The 19454-nt window shown below is 60.1% G+C and carries 13 protein-coding genes and 1 pseudogene; 9 read left to right on the top strand and 5 right to left on the bottom strand.

Annotated elements, in window-relative coordinates; genetic code table 11:
* Positions 1–288: 288 nt before the first annotated feature.
* The 4 genes from JWR14_RS33400 to JWR14_RS33415 all read left to right on the top strand — a co-directional run bounded on the left by JWR14_RS33400 (position 289) and on the right by JWR14_RS33415 (position 8978).
* Entirely contained in the window at positions 289–3099 is a 2811-nt protein-coding gene (locus tag JWR14_RS33400) for a PAS domain-containing protein (RefSeq protein WP_299717990.1), read from the top strand.
* Entirely contained in the window at positions 3096–4721 is a 1626-nt protein-coding gene (locus JWR14_RS33405; RefSeq protein ID WP_299717992.1) for a CHAT domain-containing protein, read from the top strand. Before JWR14_RS33400 ends, JWR14_RS33405 begins: the two co-directional genes overlap by 4 nt.
* 84 nt (positions 4722–4805) lie before the next feature.
* Positions 4806–5558, top strand: a complete 753-nt coding sequence (locus JWR14_RS33410) for a hypothetical protein (protein WP_299717994.1) — start codon at positions 4806–4808, stop codon at positions 5556–5558.
* Between the two features lie 87 nt (positions 5559–5645).
* A complete protein-coding gene (locus JWR14_RS33415) occupies positions 5646–8978 on the top strand; it encodes a CHAT domain-containing protein (protein WP_299717996.1) in 3333 nt (1110 codons plus the stop codon).
* Between the two features lie 17 nt (positions 8979–8995).
* Here the strand turns inward: JWR14_RS33415 and JWR14_RS33420 are convergent, their stop codons facing one another.
* A complete protein-coding gene (locus JWR14_RS33420) occupies positions 8996–9772 on the bottom strand; it encodes a hypothetical protein (protein ID WP_299717998.1) in 777 nt (258 codons plus the stop codon).
* A 794-nt stretch (positions 9773–10566) separates the two neighbouring features.
* Here JWR14_RS33420 and JWR14_RS33425 point away from each other — a divergent pair.
* The 4 genes from JWR14_RS33425 (at position 10567) to JWR14_RS33440 (ending at position 15942) form a co-directional block, all read left to right on the top strand.
* A complete protein-coding gene (locus JWR14_RS33425) occupies positions 10567–11823 on the top strand; it encodes an acyl-CoA dehydrogenase family protein (RefSeq protein ID WP_299718000.1) in 1257 nt (418 codons plus the stop codon).
* 54 nt (positions 11824–11877) lie between these two features.
* On the top strand, positions 11878–12993 hold the full coding sequence (locus JWR14_RS33430; protein ID WP_299718002.1) for a DUF5938 domain-containing protein: 1116 nt from the start codon (positions 11878–11880) through the stop codon (positions 12991–12993).
* A gap of 65 nt (positions 12994–13058) precedes the next feature.
* Positions 13059–14300, top strand: a complete 1242-nt coding sequence (locus tag JWR14_RS33435) for a thiolase family protein (RefSeq protein ID WP_299718004.1) — start codon at positions 13059–13061, stop codon at positions 14298–14300.
* A 40-nt stretch (positions 14301–14340) separates the two neighbouring features.
* On the top strand, positions 14341–15942 hold the full coding sequence (locus tag JWR14_RS33440; protein WP_299718006.1) for an AMP-binding protein: 1602 nt from the start codon (positions 14341–14343) through the stop codon (positions 15940–15942).
* Positions 15943–16160: 218 nt separating this feature from the next.
* Here the strand turns inward: JWR14_RS33440 and JWR14_RS33445 are convergent, their stop codons facing one another.
* Positions 16161–16952, bottom strand: coding sequence for a glucose 1-dehydrogenase (locus JWR14_RS33445; RefSeq protein ID WP_299718008.1), 792 nt, complete (start codon positions 16950–16952; stop codon positions 16161–16163).
* A 320-nt stretch (positions 16953–17272) separates the two neighbouring features.
* On the opposite strand from JWR14_RS33445, the pseudogene JWR14_RS33450 reads away from it, so the two are divergent.
* Positions 17273–17499, top strand: a pseudogene (locus tag JWR14_RS33450) (aminotransferase class V-fold PLP-dependent enzyme); the annotation flags it as partial.
* Positions 17500–17582: 83 nt separating this feature from the next.
* Here the strand turns inward: JWR14_RS33450 and JWR14_RS33455 are convergent.
* The 3 genes from JWR14_RS33455 to JWR14_RS33465 form a co-directional block, all read right to left on the bottom strand.
* On the bottom strand, positions 17583–18371 hold the full coding sequence (locus JWR14_RS33455; protein ID WP_299718039.1) for a MetQ/NlpA family ABC transporter substrate-binding protein: 789 nt from the start codon (positions 18369–18371) through the stop codon (positions 17583–17585).
* A gap of 172 nt (positions 18372–18543) precedes the next feature.
* Positions 18544–18753: a dodecin gene (locus tag JWR14_RS33460; protein WP_213763793.1), complete on the bottom strand. Its 210-nt coding sequence runs from the start codon at positions 18751–18753 to the stop codon at positions 18544–18546.
* Between the two features lie 35 nt (positions 18754–18788).
* Entirely contained in the window at positions 18789–19385 is a 597-nt protein-coding gene (locus JWR14_RS33465; RefSeq protein WP_299718013.1) for a nitroreductase family protein, read from the bottom strand.
* Positions 19386–19454: the final 69 nt, after the last annotated feature.

The raw sequence follows: 19454 nt of genomic DNA on the forward strand, positions 1-19454 counted from the left end.
ACATCGGCTGAACCAGTCCAGGGTGGCGGCAAGCGCCGTGCGGCGTCGCAAGACTCAACTTTGTCCGATTCCAACGTGAGAACTGTCTACGATAACTGTGAAACGTTTGCGTCACACGGTTCCGTTACCGCCGTGTCTGTCGTCGCAGAGGCGTTCATTCAAACGTTATGCATAACGAACGTGTATGCCCAGCTTTGTTCGTCGACTGCTGCAGGTCTGGCCTGGTGCGCCACGACTGAAAGCATCTGGCCGGCATCGCGCGAAAAAAACAAGACAGGCGGAGAGGGTATGTCAATCAATCTGGAAGCGCGGCCACGTGCGCGGCGTAGCCGTGAGCTTGTGAAATCAGACCTCGTTGATTCGCTCATGGCGTCGGGAGCCGCTTACGCGGTAATTGATCCCGACGCCAGGGTCGTACGAACGAGTGAAGCACTCCAAACAATGATCCCGGGGATTGCTGGAAATTCGATCGTTGATGTCTTCCAGGTGGATGGCGCTCTTCTCCTTGGACATGACGCTCCCTATCCTGCTGCCCCGGGCATGTACGCCAACGCACGCGGCGAAAACGTGCCCGCGATGCTTCAGTCCATGGTGGAACTTCCGGACACCGGTCGGCTCATCCTCGTGACTGACGGCGCGCCATTCCGGCGGGCGGAGAGCCAGCGCTTCGATTCAACGCCTTACGCGATCATGCGCGTGTCGCCGGATGGCATCGTGCACTTCGCCAATGCCGAAGCCTTTAATCTCTTGTCACTCCTGCCCGGCGACGTGACAGGCCGTCCGCTCGCGGCGCTCTTCGAGGGATGTGACGGCGCGAGCATCCCGCAACAGCTCGAAGCGTGCCTTAGGACGCTGGCCCCGGTGCCAGTGAACGTGTCGGTGTGCAATCGGGCGAATGGCAAAGGGGAGTTGTTGCGGCTGGTGCTGACGCCTGACCTCACAGCCGATCATCGCCCGCTCGGCTCGCTCGTTGTGATCCAGTCCACCTTGCTTGAACGGGTCCGCGACGAAATATCGACGCTTGCACACGATCCCGGCATACCGTCGTGGGAAAAGCGCCTTGAATTGATTCTCGAGTGCGTGCGCCGTGTCTTCGATTTCGATCACGCGAACTTTGGCATCTATGCTGACGACGTCAGCGTCTTCCGCGCCTTTGCCATCTTCCCTCGCGACCGCCTGAGGTGGTCCGAGCGATGGCTGAGACTGCCAGAGAATATTGAGCCATGGCTGAGAAGCGGTAAGACCGCGGTGCCGGATATTAATAAATTCCTCAAGGACTACCCAGAACTTGCGACCAGCGAAGTGGCGCAGATGTACGTCAGCAAACACATGCGTTCCTCGGTGACGCTGGTTGCAACAGGTGCGCAAAATTTTCCGACGTCCGCACTTTCGTTCTCTTCCAAACAGGTGGGCAGGTTTGGTCAGGCACACGTCGATTTGCTGCGGGATCTGGATCTGGAGCCGGTGCTGATTCGCATCGAAAATGAGATTCGATCGGGTCGCGAGGCATTGGCAGCCCGCCTGCGCAGCGAGCTGGCAAGCGCCCCATCCCTGCCGGAAGTGGCACGCAATATTGTCGACCAGATAGCCAGCAGTTTCAGGTGGGATTTTGTCGCGCTGTTTCGCGTCAACAGGCACATGAAACAGTTCGAACTGTTTCATCACAATCCCTGCAAGGACTGCTTTGCGTTGGACGCGGCTTTTCTGCAGCCGATCGATCAAGGCATGCTCGCGTCTACGCTGTGCGAGCATCGCACGCTGATTGTCAATGACATTGGCGATCCCGAGGTCGAGCAGTTCGATTACATCGGGCTTGGGAGGCCCACACGATCCGCGATGACTATTCCGGTTCACCTGAACGGGCGCATTCGCTGGATCCTGAATATCGAGTCAAAAGTCGCGCACGCTTTCCACGGTCCTGACCGGGAAGCAATCGAACAAATGACGGAGTCCATCGAGGAGGGACTGAGGCAGCGCACGCTCGCGGAAATCAACAAGCTCGTGCTCAGGGAAACCGAGCAGGGCGTTGTGACGGTGGGCATGGACGGCACGATCCTTGGCACCAACGCGGTGGCCGAGAGCCTGCTCGGCAGGTCGGGCAGTTCGGCAAGCGCCGCGCCTAGGGAGTTCCTCAGCATGTACGCGTCACCTGACGACCCGCGTGCGGTGGATGTGCTCAAGGGTCAGGGCGGGACCGAAAAGCGGCGGATTGAACTGGTCGGCGACGATGGTGAAATTCGGCCGGTCCTGGCGACTCGCAAGGCGCTCGACGAAAGTTTCGACGCCGCGCTGTGGTTCCTGATCGACTTGCGCAGCGACAGGTGGACGGTTGACCTGCGCTTCTTGCGCGAGACGGTGACCGATGTCGCGCAGCAGACGCGTGCGCCGCTTGCGCTTGCGTCGTCGCTTGCGCGCCAGGTGCCGCAGCTTTGGACCACGGTGCCTCGCCCCCCAGCGGAATCCGGCGTGTCGCCTTCGGGCGAGTTGGAGAATCTGTCGACGCGGTTGATCGCCGAGATCAACAAGGCGGACATCACGTTCGAGCGGCTCGCGGAAAACCTCAATGTCCGGCGCAATCCGGCCGGGAACATGCAGCGCCTCGATCTCCGCTTCTGTATCGACTCGGTGATCGACGGACTGCCCAAACGCGATCGCAACCGTGTAAGCAGGGTCAAGCCGCAGACACCGGTATTCGTGAACGGCGACCCCGAGCGGCTCACGTTCGTGGTGCGCTCGATCGTGGCGCATCTCATGCGCGTGCTTCCGGCCGATGGGAATGCGCGCGCGTGCGTTGAGCTGTCGTTGCATGGCGCGAGCGCAGCGCTGGTCATGGCGATTGCCGACTGTCCCGACGCTGGCATCGAAACCGATGGCGACGAGGCGTCCGTCGCGAACGCACGGCCGGATGCGCTATGGCGCGCATACAAAGCCGCCCGTGGCGACGCCAGCCTGGGCTTAAGCGCCGTGAGGCGCGTGATCAAGGCGCATGGCGGCACGCTGAAAGCACGCGCTGGCAACGCTGAACCTGGCGATCCCTCTCCGCCGTGGGTCGCCTTTCGCGTGACCCTCCCCGTTGCAGACCGGAGCGTCCAGCCATGAGCACGATATCCGAACAGGCAGCCGAGATCGCCCTGATCACCGACGACAACGGCACCGCCGAGCTGATCGATGGCGCTCGCGAGAATCTGGTTCACCACGCAGGCAAGTATTCGGAGGCAAAGCGATTCGTTGAATCCTACGTTACCCGATGGGCGTCGGCGGCGACGGCCGAGTCGAAACTCGCTGCCCTGGAAAAGGGTGAGGATCCCGCTCTCATCATCCTCGACATCATGGTTCGCAGGGAGACGCGCGGCGGCAATCCGGGCAACGGCATGGCCGGGATCGCGCTGCTCGACTGGCTCGGCGTCAACAAGCCCGATGTCCCGGTGATCGTGCTCGGGGCGCAAGGGGTTGATGGCCTCGAATCAAGGCTCTTGCAGCGCACGCACATTGCGAGCCTGTCGATCGGGAACGGCGATCTTAACGATGCGTTCGCCAAAGCTTTGTCGTCGTTGGCGACCAGAGCGCCGTCAGCCTGCCGGCGCATTACGGTAGAGGTGGGTCACTACGACGCACGCTATTCGATCATGGACGGGCCCGAGGAGTTCAAGAGCGGAAACCATCCCTATGCCAGCCGGGAGTTCCTGGAAGAGCTTGGTCGAAAGACCGACGCGTTCGAGCCCGGCGATCCACGGTGGCAGGAAATCGTTCGCGAACTCGGCGACGCGGTGTTCAGTTCGGTCATTGCCGGCACCATCGGGCCGCACATTCTCACGCAGATGCGCCGGCGTGCGCCCGCGGCACACAACCTGCCTTCGAATGTGGATTTGCGCTTCGAGATTTTTGTCCCGCGCAACGAGATGGCGAAGTTCTTCGGGGTGCCGTTCGAACTCGCCAAACCGCCGGAGGATATCGACAATTACCTCTGTACCCGCGTTCCGATGGCGCGCCGGATGCGCTTTGAGGACGAGCAGGACGAGGGTAGGGGGTCAGGCGCGGATGCCCGGCCGCCCGACAGAAAGATGCGCATGCTTTTCATCAACGCGAGCTTCGAGGGGACGGCTTTTGCGACGCACGAGGTCACCGGCGACCGGATCAAGATGACAGTGGGCAGGCTCGAGAACACGGCGGCCGAACTGAAAACCGTGAGGGAGTTCGCGACGGCCGAGGGAGGTGACGTTCTGGTCCCGCCAACCGTGCTGGGCGGCGGGTCGAACCGCACCAGCGCCGAGAAACTGCTACGCGAGCTCGAGGATCAAGTGACGACAGGGGACTTCGATATCGTTCATTTTGCCGGGCATTCGGTGACGCTGGACGGCGGTGGCGGGACATTCCTCATTCTTCCTGGCAAAAGCGGCGAGGGCATTGCGGTATCCGTGCGCGAGATTGCCGAATGGATCAGGCAGGGTGGCTGCAACCTCGTGTTCGTGTTGTCTTCTTGTAGCGGCTCGTCGCTTCGCACGGCAATTGAAACCATGCGTGCCGGCGCAAAAGCTGCACTCGGGTTCCGCTGGGACGTGAACGACCGTGCGTGCGTGGAATATTTCCGGCGTTTTTATACAGAATATCTAGGTAATAAAAAGACTATTCCTGAGGCATATTGCGAAGCATGCCGAAGGATTTCCGTTTCTCAGCGCGGCGTGCCGATCTGGGCTTCTGCCGTTGCGGTTGTAAGAGACTAATTTTATCTTCTCGCCATTCAGTCCGGATTGACGCCTCACACCAGATATTTAGTTAAACAGATCAATTAACCTGAAGGATCTGCCATGGACAATTTTGACCAGTTGTTACAAGAAACAATTAACACACCCGGACTTCTTGGGGTTTCCGACATAGATGACGAGCGCAAGCAGTTCGAGGCCGATCATCCCACGGGGCCGGCGCCGACTCTGCTCGGTCCAGTACAGCCGATCTCGGACCGTGCGATCCAGCTGATCATCGCTTTCGAAATCACGAGCGAAGCCCTTTACGACCGGCTGTATCAGCGGCCGACGTGGCCGAAGGGAAAATCGGGCGTGACCATCGGCATAGGGTATGACCTTGGTTACGTGCAAGCGGCGCAGATTGGCCGCGACTGGACAGCAAGCTTGGGAGCGCCGGCGGTAGGGACGCTGTCGCGCGTGTGCGGCCTGACGGGCGAAACCGCACATCAGGCATTGCAGCAAGTGACGGGGGTAACCGTGCCGTTCTCAGCGGCAAGCTCGGTGTTCCAGCAGACATCCGTGCCGCGTACTACGACCGAGACCGCCAATGCGCTGCCCGGCTCCGACGCGTTGTCGCCGGATTGCATGGGCGCGCTCGTTTCGCTCGTCTATAACCGCGGTCCTTCCTTCAGCGCCGATGGCGATCGCTACACCGAGATGCGTGCAATCAAGGTGGACGTTTCGCAGAAAAATTTCAAGGATATTCCTGCGCAGCTTCGTTCCATGAAGAGGCTATGGGCAGGCGACCCGAACGCGGCCGGCCTTGTACGCCGGCGAGAACTTGAAGCCTTGTTGTTCGAGCAAGGTTTGTCGTAAGCCATCAAAACGGGCTGCGCCGGTGTTGAGCCTGCGCATTGCCAACATGAACGACGCATGACCACATGCCTAATTGGGGAGACAGATATGCCGATCCGTCAAATCACAGGTACGCAGCTCGATTATTTCCTGATCATGTTCGATGAAAACGGCGCCGAGCGGCCGGAAGACGACAAGACCATGCTCAGCGACGCCGTGCGCAAGCGGCTGAAGGAGGGGAACGCGCCGGTCACCGATATCTTCGTGATGGTTCACGGCTGGATGGGTGACGCCACGAGCGCGGCGGAGCAGTTCGACCGGTGGACGGCGGCGATGCTGTCCGTCAAAGCAGACATCGAGAAAATGAACGCGCGCAAGCAAGGCTTCGCTCCGCTGGTCATCGGCCTGCACTGGCCCAGCCTGCCGTGGGGTGTCGAGAGCGCTTCGGCCGCCGGGGCGACGGTGCTGTCGACGGGCAGCAATAATAGCGACACCAGTGCCGACATCGCAGCGGTCGCCTCACAAGTCGCGAATACGGACAAAGCGAAGAAAGCCATAGCGGAGATCTTCGCCTTTGCGAACCAGGCGCGCTCGGCCGAGTTGACGCCTGATATCGTCGACGCTTATGCGGTGCTCTTCCACGAGTCGCAACTGCGGGTCGGGAGCTTGCGCGGTCGTCCGGGTTCGGATCAGGAGGCTTTCGACGCGCCGTCGATCGTCGAACAGGCACAACAACAAGCGCAACAACAGGCCAACCCAAGCAACGCAGACGGAGCGGGGCAACGGGTACTGGGCGGCGGTGGCATTGCCGGAACGATCAAGGACGCGATCCTTGCGCCGTTGCGCCAGTTGTCGTTCTGGAAGATGAAGGACCGCGCGCGCGTGTTCGGCGAAAGCGGCGCACACGCGTTGCTCGGTAACCTGCAGGTTGCGGCGCCCGATGCGGCGTTTCATCTGATGGGTCATAGCTTCGGCTGCATCGTCGCGTCCGCGATGGTCGCCGGTCCCGACGGCGCCAATGCGTCGCCGCTGCCGCGCCCGGTCGATTCGCTGTTTCTCGTGCAGGGCGCCTTGTCGTTGTGGTCGTACGCCACGGACATTCCCTACGCGCCAGGAAAGCTGGGCTATTTCCAGCGCATCCTGAGCGATGGCGGCGTTCGCGGGCCGCTCGTCACCACGCGCTCCTCCCACGATTCAGCCGTCGGCCGCTTTTATCCACTCGGCGCGCGCCTCAAAGGGCAGACCTTGCTGGGCGAGACGTATCCCGAGTACGGCGGCATAGGCACATTTGGCATACGTGGCAGCGCGGGCGCGCAAGACCTGGTCATGCAGACCAGCGGCTTTATCTACACGTTCGAGAATGGCGGTATCTACAACCTCGATGCCAGTGACGTCATCAAGAACGGCGACGGTCCCGCCGGCGCGCACAGCGACATCGCGCATCCGGAAGTGGCACACGCGTTCTGGGGTGCGATCCTGACGATGAAAGGCATGGCGGCATCGCCGGCAGTTGCGCCCGCGGTGCTACGTACCGCCGGCGCCAATCCCCCGGACGGTGCCCCGCAGCCGGTAGCAACGGGACCCGCTGCGGCCCCGCCTCCGGCTCCAAAGCGCAAGCCCGGGCTGCTGGATATTGGAGCTCCACGGCGTGAAGCCGAGACGGCGGTGAAGGTAACGAATATGGGCCCGGACACATCGCATCGCGGTGTCCAGATTCTGGGAATCGAAACCGCTGTCGACGCGATGGCAACGCACGGCGGCGCGCTTGATCTGTCGCTGGCTGCGGGAGCGGCCGACGTTGATTCACTCAGCGCAGGATCGCCCGCGGCCGCGGCAGGCTCCCCGGCTCCCCAGCGCTGGATCAACGCGGACTTCGAGGGGCTGAAGCCGACCGATCCGCTCGTCAAGGGCGAGTGGTACACGTTGGCATTTGACATCGATACGGTCCGGAAGGTCGCAGCTCAAGCGACGGCCTTCGCCGAAGAGGGCGTGTTTGCTTCGGGTGTCGATGAGGTCGTGCTGACGGTTCAGATCGATACTCAGGACTTCGATATTTCAGGCCGAACCAGCCAGATGCGTCTGCCGCGCGTGGGCAAGGCGCATACCAAGGCGCGCTTTGACGTGTCGCCGCTAAAAGACGGCCCGTGCACGATCAAGGCGACGATTCTCAAGGATGGTAATTTTATCCAGCAGATGGACCTGAGCTTCGACATAGGTCAGCCGCGGCCAGCGCAGCCGGACGAGATTCCCTCACGCGGGCGGGCGTTCGGCAGCGCGGGGCTGCTGGAGTCGAGAGACCTGGGACTGCTGATAAAACCGAGTGACGGCGGCTACGATTGCACCGTATGGGGCGCGGTGGCGGCCAGCGCGCACTTGCCGATCACGCCCGCGTATCTCGACGACGCCATCAAGGTGGCGCGCAGCCAGTTGATGCAGGTCGTGATGCAGCGCGATGCGGCCGGCAACTATGTGTTCCAGTCCGACGTTGAGATACCGAAGGAGGCAACCGCGCTTGCGCTGAAGACCATGTCGTTCGCGGGCGCGTTGCTGCTGCAAAAGCTGTTTTATGCTCCGGGCGCCGGCCTCGATTCAAAAGCCATAGGTGACGTTCTGCGGCGTCTCGCCGGCGAGCGCACGTCCCGTCTCAATCTGCAGATAATTGCAGAGAGCCTGCCGGTTCCCTGGGGCTTGCTCTATGTGGGCGATGTGTCCGACCCCACCAAGCTCGACTGGGATAACTTCCTCGGCATGCGTCACGTGATCGAACAGATTCCGTTGCAGAATCCAATGAGAGTGACGGACCGCCGCATTCGCACCGATCCGGTTCTCGCGGTCAGCGTCAACCTGAACGACGACATCGATATTCAGATGGAGTGCGACTTCGTCAAACAGCAACGCGACTACTGGCGCTCGACCGAGCGGATAAAAGTGATCGGGAGGAAGACTTCGGAAGAACTGGTGGCAGCGCTTAACGATGTCAACAATACCGATCAGATCCTCTACTTCTACGGTCACGCAGGGTCCAACGGCCTGACCGATCCAGGCGGCCCGGGCGGGTCAAGCCTTGCGCTGACAAACAGCACGGTCACACTGGACGAACTGACGTTGACCGCGCCCGCCAGCGTGCAACTGGGTGGCAGTCCGCTGGTGTTCATCAATGCTTGCGAATCGGCCGAGATGTCGCCCATGTTCTACGATGGATTCGCACCGTACTTCATGAGCAAGGGAGCGCGTGGTGTCATTGGTACCGAATGCAAGACGCCGGCCTACTTCGCCATGGTGTGGGCGCAGCGATTCTTTGACGTGTTTCTCAAGGGCGAACCCCTTGGCACCGCGTTCCTGGATCTCCGCCGCGAGTTTCTGCTGAAACAGGGCAATCCGCTCGGCCTGCTCTACGCGGTGCATTGCAACGCGGATACCACGGTGGATCCCGCAATATAATATGGCGGGCGTGTTCATCACAGGTCGAGCTGGCTGACATAGTCGGTGCTGTACTTGAGCACCTTCTTCCTTAGATCATCGGCGATGGTGTCGAGCACATCGCCGTTGATCGTGGCCGTCGAACTGGTGCAGACGAACTCCACGGCGCTTACATGAGCCTTGAAGAACAGCACCTGATCCAACGTGGTCGTCGCCTCCAGCGAGAACGCCATGAGCGACACGCCGGATTGTCCGTCCGGCGTTTGTTCCACAAGCGCCATCTGGAAATTCGATGCATTCGCCCGGTTCGTCTCACGACTGAAAATCTTGATCCAGGGGGTGCTCGCATCAACGCTCGCCATCGCGTTCAAGGTAGTGGCGACAAGCGCAAGCGCCGTTGTTCCGGGTCCGAGAAGTAGCGACGCCACCTGAAGTATCGCCTGATGCGCTTCGAATTCGGTGCTGCCCTGGACAGTCTGCGTGTCCGTCTTTGTTTCGATGGTCCATCCAAGATTCGCGAGCACCGCGCAGTACGCGCGGTACCACTCGGTGACGTTCTTTGGATCGACTTGCTTTTGCTTGAGAACGAGTTGCGCAAGCAGGAGCGCGTTCATGATGGCAGCGCGCCGATCGGCCGAAACGCCTCGTGCAAGCGTGAGCACACCCGAACCGACAACGACGGCCTGATTCTGGTTTTGATCGAACGAAGGCGTGGTGTCATCAAGCAAGCCGGCTCCTGAAGTGGGCCGCTTTATATCGGACAGATCGGTACTGAGCAAGAAAGACCGTGCGTCTTCAACGGAAACCTGTGTCATGGCAATCTCCCAGCGTGCCAACAAGATCATGCAGTCGGCGGGTTGTGTGTTGGTTGAGCGTTGCATTTCAGATTAGTCGAAAAATCACGCGAAAAAAAGATTTGCAGGGCTACCACCCCGATCTGACCGAAGGGAGGACTTGAACGAAAAGGAAGTGGTTGCCCTCATCGGGTGCCGTTGTCGCAGAAGACTGCACTGATACTTAGGACTATATATAGTCATTCGAACGGAAATTCTCCTTATCACTTGGTGCTGATCTTGCGTGGTCCTTAGATGTCTAAATGGGTATCTGTTCAGGTTTGTCGTAAATAATCGTTTTACTACATACCCTCTTCGCGACTATGCAGTGCCGCACATCGAATGAGTTCGGGTCGTTGTGTGAGAAAGCGCGTTTTTGCCGCTTGCACTCAACGGGTTGAACCAGGCAATCGCGAGCGAAGTCTTGCCACCAGGTCGAACTCGCGCGGACGATCGATCAACCCATCCAGCAGGGCAGCTTCCCGGAAGGCATTGGTTCCGCGGTCAGACCCATGAACCGCTCCCCGTATTCGGGTTGTCCCTGAATCGCTTCCTTGTCCACGCAATCCCACGCAATCCCATGCATCGCGCTCCCCTGTACGGGGGATGTTGCGCAGCGCTCCGCGCGCACACCATGACTTCCATAGAGGACATCCAAGTGCAAGGGATTCTCCTGCAGCCCGCCGATCGACAGTTGCGCGATGGTTAGTCGAGCACGCCGGAAATCGGTGAGTCATCCAGAAAAGGATCCGCCCAACAACTTCCAAGGAGGAGACATGCCAGCGACATCGAATCACGCTACAACGCACAAGCTAGGCCCGTTAGGCGCCGAGCCCGAGTTGTCCGAGATGGGCCAGATGGTCCAGCAGACTGTCCATCGTTTTGCGGAGGAGGTCATGCGTCCCATCGGCGTCAAACTTGATCGCATGACGCCGGAGGAGGTCATTGCGCCGGGCTCGCCATACTGGGACGCTCGCAAGAAATATGTCGAGATGGGGTTCGGCGTCGACGGGCTTCTTGAGCTCGAGCCGGCCGAACGGGCCACAACCATGTGCATCCTGTTCGAGGAGCTCGGCTGGGGTGACTCCGGACTCGCCATTTCGTACGGTGCCGGGTTGCTTCCGGCACTGATGAGCGCGGTGTTGGGCAACCCGTTTTGCCGGGCGCTTGCGCCAGATTCGAAGCTTGGCTGCTGGGCCATCACGGAGCCCGATCACGGCTCCGATTCGCTGGACGCGAACGGCATGATCCTGCACCCGCAGGGAGCCTACGGCCGGCCCAACTGCGTTGTCACGCTGCGCGGTGACGACGTGATCGTCAATGGGCAGAAGTCGGCATGGGTGTCGAACGGCATCGTGGCGGATGTCTGCATCCTCTACTGCGCGGCGGACAGTGGCGCCGGTGTTGAGACGAAGCGCGGAGCCGTGATCATCGTGCCGATGGACGCCGAAGGCGTATCGCGTGGCAAGCCTCTCGACAAGGTCGGACAACGCGCCCTCAACCAGGGGGAAATCTTCTTTGAAAACGTCAAGCTTTCCAGGGATCACATCCTCGCCGGCCCGGATCAATACCTTGACGCTGTCTATGCAATTCACACGTTTGCCAACGCGATCATGGGCGCCGTGTTTACCGGCGCGGCGCGCGCTGCCTTCGAACTTGCTCTGGCCTACGCGCATGAACGGAAGCAGGGTGGGTTGGCGATCATCCGCCATCAGTCGGTGGCGTCGCGGCTCTTCCATATGTTCAGGAAGGTCGAAGCGGCTCGTGCCCTGGCGCGCCGTGTTGTGCACTACAACTTCACGTCGCCGCATCCGTCGCTGCATGCAGCGATGTCGTCAAAGATCACCGCGACGCAAACCGCATTCGAAGTGGCCAACGATGCACTGCAAATCTTTTGCGGCAACGGACTCACGCGCGAGTATCCGATCGAAAAGATCTGGCGTGACGCGCGGGCGTCCCTGATCGAGGACGGCTGCAACGAAGTCCTCGCGATCAAGGGCGGCTACTACCTGATCGACCCCGATCTGCTTTGAATCGCGCGCCCGGTGGCCCAGGCAATTCGACAAGCAACTTCAAGGAGACGACGAATGGCAACGACATACGAAGTGGTGCTCTATGGAGCGAGTGGTTACACAGGCAAGCTCACGGCGTGGAAGCTTGCCGAACGCGGGATTCCGTTCATCGCTGCGGGACGCAACAAAGAGCGGCTGCAAGAGGAAATGTCCAGGGTGCCGGAGCTTGCCGGACATGACTACCAGTGCGTCGCGGTTGAACACGAAACGAACGCGCTCACAGAACTTTTCAAAGGCAAGAAGGCGGTCATCAACATCGTCGGGCCCTTCATGCAGCTTGGCCGTCCCGTGGTCGAGGCCAGCCTCGCCGCGGGTTGCCACTATTTCGACACCACGGGCGAAACCGACTGGATGTCCTCGTTGAAGCACACGTACGGAGAAGCGTTTGCCAGGAAAGATCTGGCACTGTGCCCCGCCAACTCGTACATGTGGACCGAAGGCAATCTGGCGGCCGAGATCGCGCTGGAAACCCCGGGCATCGACACGCTCGACGTGATCTACCTCGGAGATTCGGAAGTCAGCGTCGCGTCGACGATGTCGTTTCTGCGGATGTGCACGAAGCCGCAGTTCTTCCTCCGCAACAAAGAGTTGGTGCAATGGCCCTGGGCGACGCCGTATCAGGTCCATGTGCCGGGTGAACACGTGCTGCTGAACGCGTTGCCTTGGGGCGGCGGTGGTGAACCGATCTGGTACGAGAGCGATCCGCGTGTGCGTAGTTGCCAGACGCTGGTGTCGTTCAGAAACCAGGAGCGTTTCAACGCGGTCGTCGGCTTGCTGAGGAAATTCGAAGAGGAGTGCCGGCACCTTGATCCAGCCAGGCAGGAAGAGATCACCAACGAATGGGGCAAGGCCGTGCCGCAGAACGAGCCTGCCCGCGAGAACGCCGATGTCAACCGTTGCACGCTGTCATGTCAGGGGCGCGGCAACACGAATTCTGTCAGTGTGATTCTGCGCGGCAATTCACCCTATGCGCAAACTGGCGTGCTCGGGGCGGAAGCCGTACGTCGCATTCTGCGAGGGCAGTTGCATGCGGTCGGCTTTGTTTCGCCGGCGCAGGCGTTTGGCGCGCGCAATCTCCTTGCAGCTCAGGCCGAAGAAGGCTACCTGAACTACGAAGTGAAGAGCGTTTAAAAAGGTGTGGATCGGACAGCGCCGCGTGCATCGTCGCGCAGCCAATGAGCGAGGGAGAAGTGACCATGAGCAAGGAAGTGTACGTCGCGGGCATCGGGATGACGCCCTTTGGCAAACATCTGGACACTAGCGTGAAGCAGATGACGTGCAAAGCAGTGGAGGGCGCCCTCGCCGATGCCGGTTGCGACAAGGCGCAACTGCAGGGCGCGTTCTTCGGCAACTCGACGCAGGGACATATGGACGGCCAGCATATGATTCGCGGCGAGCTTGCGTTGCGGGCGATGGGCGTGCACGGGTTGCCCGTGATCAACGTCGAGAACGCATGCGCGAGCGCCAGTACGGCGTTCCATCTGGCGGTGAACTACGTGAAGGCGGGCGCTGCGGACATCGTGCTCGCGGTGGGCGCTGAAAAGATGTTTTCGACGGACAAGGCGCGTACGTTCAGCGCGTTCGACGGTGCGTGGGACGTGCACGATACCGAGAACGGCAAGCGCACGTTGCTCGAGATGGGCAAGGGTATCGAACCGCCCGAAGGAAGCGTGTCGAAGAAGCCTTATAGCGTGTTCATGGATATCTACGCGTCGATGGGACGCATGCACATGCGCGAGTTCGGCACCACTCAAAGGCAGATTGCCGCAGTGTCTTCCAAGAATCACGGGCACTCGGTGCACAACCCGCTTGCCCAGTATCGGCAGGCCTACTCCGTGGAAGAAGTACTCAGCGCGCCTCCAATCACTTATCCGCTGACACTACCGATGTGCTCGCCGATCAGCGACGGCGCGGCTGCAGCGATCGTGTGCAGCGAGGCTGGCCTCGAACTGCTCAAAGGTCGCCGTTCACGTGCAATTCGCGTGTTGGCTTCCGTGCTTCAGACAGGCAGCGACCGGCCTGCCGCAGCGCTCGACCAGCACTTGGTACGGCTTGGCTCCATCAAGGCCTATGAACAGGCTGGCGTGGCGCCGCAGGATGTTTCGGTCGCTGAGGTACACGATGCGACCGCGATCGGCGAAATCATCCAGTCTGAAGTACTTGGACTGTGCGAACCGGGCTTGGGGGGCGTGGCCGCCGAGCGGGGCGACACCTCGATCGGCGGGCGGATTCCGATCAATCCCTCCGGCGGCCTGGAATCGAAAGGACATCCAATCGGGGCGACTGGGCTGGGACAGCTCTACGAACTCGTTACCCAGCTACGCGGTGAAGCAGGACCTCGACAGGTCCAGGGCGCACGTATTGCGCTTGCCGAGAACGGCGGCGGTCTGTGCGGCGTGGAAGAAGCCGTGGCCAGCATCACGATTCTGGGACGTTAGCGTTAAGACCATATTGCACACAATCAGGAGACACCGTGCCATGAGCACCAGACCAGACACCATCCTGGCGGCGCTGATCGCCAATCGCGTTGAGACCATGCCGGATCGGGACGTACTCACGGTCGAAGGGGCCGGTGTGAGGCCCGACGAGGTGCGCACTTACCGGCAACTCTGGGAAAACGGCCAGCGCCTCGCTCAAGTCCTGATCGCTCGGGGCCTGCGTCCCGGAGAGCACTTCGCGTTGCTGATGGCTAATCATGCCGCGTTCATCGAAGCCATGGTGGCAGCATCGATCTCTGGCACCGTATTCGTGCCGATCGATCCGCGCACCAAGGGCGACAAACTCGCCTACATGCTTGATCACGCTCAGTGCAAAGGGGTCATCGCTGCCGACTATACGCTCGGCCATCTCTGCGCCGTGCGGGGTTCGCTCAAGCATCTGTCCTGGGTGATCGGGCTTGAAACGGACGAGGGCGCGAGGCCGCTCTCCGACTTTTCCGACGTGCTGTCTTACCGCGCGTCATGGCCCGAGCAAGTCCCCGAGTTGCCCATTCTGACTCGCGACCCCGAGAGTCCGATGCAACTGATCTTCACGTCCGGCACGACCGGCGATCCGAAGGGTATCGTCATGACGCATCTGCGCTATTGCGCAGCGTCGGCAGCGGTCCCGGCAATATTTGGCTACGCAGTCGACGATCGCCACTATTCAGGGCTGTCGCTGACCCACGCCAACGCCCAGGTCATTACGCTTGGTGCATCGCTCGCAACCGGAATGCGGGCCGTGCTGTCACGCCGCTTCACGAAGTCCCGGCTATGGGGTATCACGCGCAAGTATCAGTGCACCACCTTCACGTTGCTCGGCGGAATGACGACCGCGATCTACAGCGAACCGGCCAGGCAGGACGACCCTGACAACCCGGTGCGCTTCGTGATATCGGCGGGGATGCCGGCGGCGATCTGGACCGACTTCGAGCAACGCTTCAACGTGCGGATCGTCGAGTTCTACGGCGCGGCGGAGGGCGGGCTCACGGTCAAGCCTGTTGGGGCCGGGCCGGTCGGCAGTATTGGCAAGCCGGTGCCCACGCTCAAGCATCGCATAGTCGACGACGGCCGCGACTGTGCATCTGGGGCGCCCGGTGAATTGCTCTTCAGGCCAATGGACGGATCGCCGTTCAAGATCGAATATTTTGGCAATCCGGAAGCGTCTGCGAAGAAAGGCCAGGACGGCTGGTTGCATATGGGTGACGTCGTGTATGAAGACGAGAACGGCTGGCTCTTTTTCGAATACCGGAAGGGAGGGGGGATTCGACATAACGGTGAATTTATCAATCCCGCTCCGATCGAGAAGGTGATTGCCGAGTCAGGCACAGTCGACGATGTATACGTCTATGGCGTCAAGGCGTCATCCGGTGCGCCTGGTGAGAAGGATGTGGTCGCAGCCGTGGTGCCGAAACGGGTGTCAGACTTTGATCCGCAGCAGGTGTTCCGCCGCTGCCGTGCGCAGCTTGAAGCGAGCTCGGTCATCTCCTTCCTGCAGGTTGTGCCCGAGATCCCCAAGACTGCATCGGAGAAGCCGCTTGAGCGCTATCTCGTCGATATGTTCGAACAGCAGCGCGACAGCGTATTCACCGAGATTCCATGACGCATGGTTTCATGCCAGCTTGCGGACGAGCTTGAACGTGTCTGTGCTGTCATCAAGCGGTTGCCACACGACCTCGATCTTCCGAGGCCGTGTGGAACTGCAGATCATTGGTAAAGCTAAAGAGTCTGGTCCATACGACAGATTGCAGCTGCGCGCGCGTTTTGTGTTCGACCAACACGCGGGCTGCCAGTCTGAAAAATGGTCAGCCACGGTGTCTGTCACTCCGGCAACGTCACGCCGAGGCTTGCCATCAGCCCCCCGTCTACCTTGAACTCCGCACCTGTGCAGAAACTTGCACGATCGCTGGCAAGAAAGGCGACGACCTCAGCGACTTCTTCCGGACGCCCGATTCGGCCGAGCGGTTGCGCTTTACCCCATTCCCGAAGGATTTCTTCTTCTCTCCCCGGAGCGGTTTGAGCGGCCGCAAAGCGTGTCATTGGCGCATCGATGCAGCCCGGACAGACGGCGTTTGCACGTATGCCTGAAGGGCCGAAATCCACGGCAAGCGAGCGCGTCAGAGCAAGCATGCCAGCCTTCGAGGTAGCGTATGCCGCCACACGTGTCTGGTTGGCAAGCGCTTGTACTGAGGCGATGTTGATGATCGAGCCGCGTTGTTCCTTGAGCATGTATGGCAAAGCGTAATGACACGCCAGATACGTTCCGCGCAAGTTGACTCGGATGACGTTGTCCCACTCAGCCGATTTCATCGACGCAACGGTGCCATAGGGTTGAATTGCCGCATTATTAATCAGGATATCGATTGAACCCAGAAATGCTGCGGCTTGTTCCATCGCGATGGCAACGTCGTCCTCCATGCCAACATCGGCCACGATAGCGGTGACATTGAGTCCTTCGGCGCGCAACGTTGTTACCGCCTGTTCCAGCACTTCAGGGTCCTCGCCCAGCAATGCTACGGATCCACCGCGCTCGGCGATCAACCGTGCACATGCCAGCCCGATACCACGCCCACCGCCGGTCACAACCGCGCCTTTGCCTGTTAGCTCACTCACAATGCCCCCGTTTTTCTGCCCGCTGTCAGGCAGGCAAGAGTAAATTGACGGACGATCAAGTGCGCCCCAGCACAGATAGGCGGGGCACCAATGGTCCGTTGGTCGATACGGCTCGCGAAAGAGATTGGCGAGCCGTATCGACATCCCCGACGGGTCATTGCTTTTCGCCGTGAGCTTCTTTTCTAGTATGAAACGTTATATTTACCTGAGTCAACTGGGTTTGACTGTAGCGACGATCAACAACGTCTCCGTTGTCTGTGCTTGCCGACATCAGGTCCACCGGTAAAATCAGATGCTGCGTCGCAGTAAAGTAGCTTTCGGACAAAGCGAGCGTGCTGTCCTTCGTCATGAACGGCTACGCGCCCGAAGAAGTGGGCGTGCGCTCAGCGAAGAGGGCATCGCCGTGCGGGCCGGCCACCATTGCGCACAACCTATCTTGCGACGTTGCGGCCTGGAGGCGACCGTGCGGCCTTCGCTCGCGTTCTATAACACGCCGGAAGAGGTCGACCGGATGATTGCCGTGGTGAAACGACTGGCCAGGCACTGAGCGGCGAGATGAACCTTGCGGCCCTCGCATGCACACATGCGTATGTGTGCATGTACTGCAACCGCAGCCTGATCTGCCGGGAATTAAAACGCGGGGATGATCGCTCCTTTGTAGCGCGTCAGAATGAAGTTGCGCACCTCGTCGGACTGATATGCCTTGACGATCTGCTGCACCCACGGCTTATTGGCATCTTGTTCCCGAACGGCGATCAGGCAGGCGTACGGCCCATCCGCGTCCTCTACCAGGATGGTGTCCCGACCAGGATTCAAACCGGCCTTGATTGCATAGTCGGCGTTGATCGTGGTCGCATCGAAGTCGTCGAGCGTGCGCGGTAGTTGCGCTGCATCGATCTCGGAGAACTTAAATTGCTTCGGGTTGCTGATGATGTCGCGAGGTGTCGCGTTGATACCCGTGACGGGGTCGATGCCGGAGCGCAGTTTTAGCGCTCCCGCTTTCTGCAATAGCAGCAGCGTCCGGCTCTCATTTGCCGGATCGTTCGGGATGCCGATGCTGGCACCATCCGGAAGCGCTGAGAATTGCTTGTACTTTTTCGAGTAGATGCCAATAGGGCCGATCCACGTACGCCCGACGCCTGCCAGCTTATAGCCGCGTGCACGAATCTGGGAGGCGAGAAAAGGTCGATGTTGATAGCTATTGGCGTCAATATCGCCCGCATCGAGTGCGGCGTCCGGCTGGATGTAGTCGCTGAAGGCCACAATCCGGATATGCAAACCGTAGTCGCGTTCCGCCACCTTTTTGACGGCTTCGAAAATCTCCTCGTGGGGTCCCGTCGTCACACCGATCTTCAGAACTTGCTCTTCCGCGTTTGCATTCAACCCGCCTGTGAAGATGAGACAGGCGAGTGAGAACAGGGCGACACGTCGGGAGAGGCGCAGCAAAAAGGGCACTTTATATTCCTTGACTTGGTGGTTGAGCGCGCAATTTAACGCCTTCGCGCACACACTCAAACCAAGTATTTCGGCTATAGAAAGTATCGTCCTCTTGAGCAAGATCCCTTCAGCATGCGCGACGGGACCGCCGCACCTAGTCGTCGAGGCGAATGCCGACCTTTAGCGTCACTTGCCAGTGCGCAACTTTGCCACCTTCAACATGACCACGTGTTTCAATGACTTGAAACCAGTCAATGTTGTGTAAGGTTTTGTTGGCTCTTGCCAGCGCAACCGACACCGCGTCGTCACTCGATTGCGTTGACGAGCCCGTCAGTTCAATTTGCTTGTAGACGTGATGGGACATGGGAAAAGTTTCCTTGGGTTTAGGTTGGACTGCGATCAGCCTTCGAATCTGCCTTCGGTGGCGATTTCGCTAAGCGGTTTGCGTGGACTGGGCGTTTCCCTCGCCTGTAGCCCCTCCGGCAGAGAAGCCTTGTCGCCGAGGCGGCCTATCGCGATTCCCGCTTCAATCGAGTAGGTATCCGGGATTTTCAGCTCTGTCCGGATCTTCTCCCGCTCGATTCCGGCGAGCCCATGCGTATGCCATCCAGCCAGACTTGCCTGCAGCGCAAGATAGCCCCACGCGGCGCCGCTGTCGAACGAATGACTGATCGACGGCACTTCGTCCGTCGTGCCCGGCGGGGCAAATGTACTCTTCGAAAGAACGATGACCAACGCCGCCGCCTCACTCGCCCAACTGCGGTTGAAGTCGTTCAGGAAGCCCAGAAATTGCGTCCAGTGCTCGCTGTCGCGCGTTGCGTAGATGAAACGCCATGGCTGTGAGTTATACGAGGAAGGCGCCCATCGGGCGGCCTCGAAAAAGGTCAGCAGCGTGGCTTTATCGATAGGTTCCGGGCTGAAGGCCCGGGGCGACCAGCGATTGACGAATTGCGGATCGATAGGGTGATCTGCATTGCGAGGGTTTGGCGTTGTCATGATGGGTAGTCGTTCACTGGTTTGTCGCACAAGTGCCAAGAGAGCCGCTAAGGAAACGGCACGGTGAAG

It is taken from the genome of Caballeronia sp. (genome assembly GCF_028292365.1).
Taxonomy (GTDB): domain Bacteria; phylum Pseudomonadota; class Gammaproteobacteria; order Burkholderiales; family Burkholderiaceae; genus Caballeronia.

Bases quoted from the DNA above. Each gene is read 5' to 3' on its own strand.
- JWR14_RS33400 (WP_299717990.1), top strand. From the start codon at position 289: ATGTCAATCAATCTGGAAGCGCGGCCACGTGCGCGGCGTAGCCGTGAG.
- JWR14_RS33405 (WP_299717992.1), top strand. From the start codon at position 3,096: ATGAGCACGATATCCGAACAGGCAGCCGAGATCGCCCTGATCACCGAC.
- JWR14_RS33410 (WP_299717994.1), top strand. From the start codon at position 4,806: ATGGACAATTTTGACCAGTTGTTACAAGAAACAATTAACACACCCGGA.
- JWR14_RS33415 (WP_299717996.1), top strand. From the start codon at position 5,646: ATGCCGATCCGTCAAATCACAGGTACGCAGCTCGATTATTTCCTGATC.
- JWR14_RS33420 (WP_299717998.1), bottom strand. From the start codon at position 9,772: ATGACACAGGTTTCCGTTGAAGACGCACGGTCTTTCTTGCTCAGTACC.
- JWR14_RS33425 (WP_299718000.1), top strand. From the start codon at position 10,567: ATGCCAGCGACATCGAATCACGCTACAACGCACAAGCTAGGCCCGTTA.
- JWR14_RS33430 (WP_299718002.1), top strand. From the start codon at position 11,878: ATGGCAACGACATACGAAGTGGTGCTCTATGGAGCGAGTGGTTACACA.
- JWR14_RS33435 (WP_299718004.1), top strand. From the start codon at position 13,059: ATGAGCAAGGAAGTGTACGTCGCGGGCATCGGGATGACGCCCTTTGGC.
- JWR14_RS33440 (WP_299718006.1), top strand. From the start codon at position 14,341: ATGAGCACCAGACCAGACACCATCCTGGCGGCGCTGATCGCCAATCGC.
- JWR14_RS33460 (WP_213763793.1), bottom strand. From the start codon at position 18,753: ATGTCCCATCACGTCTACAAGCAAATTGAACTGACGGGCTCGTCAACG.
- JWR14_RS33465 (WP_299718013.1), bottom strand. From the start codon at position 19,385: ATGACAACGCCAAACCCTCGCAATGCAGATCACCCTATCGATCCGCAA.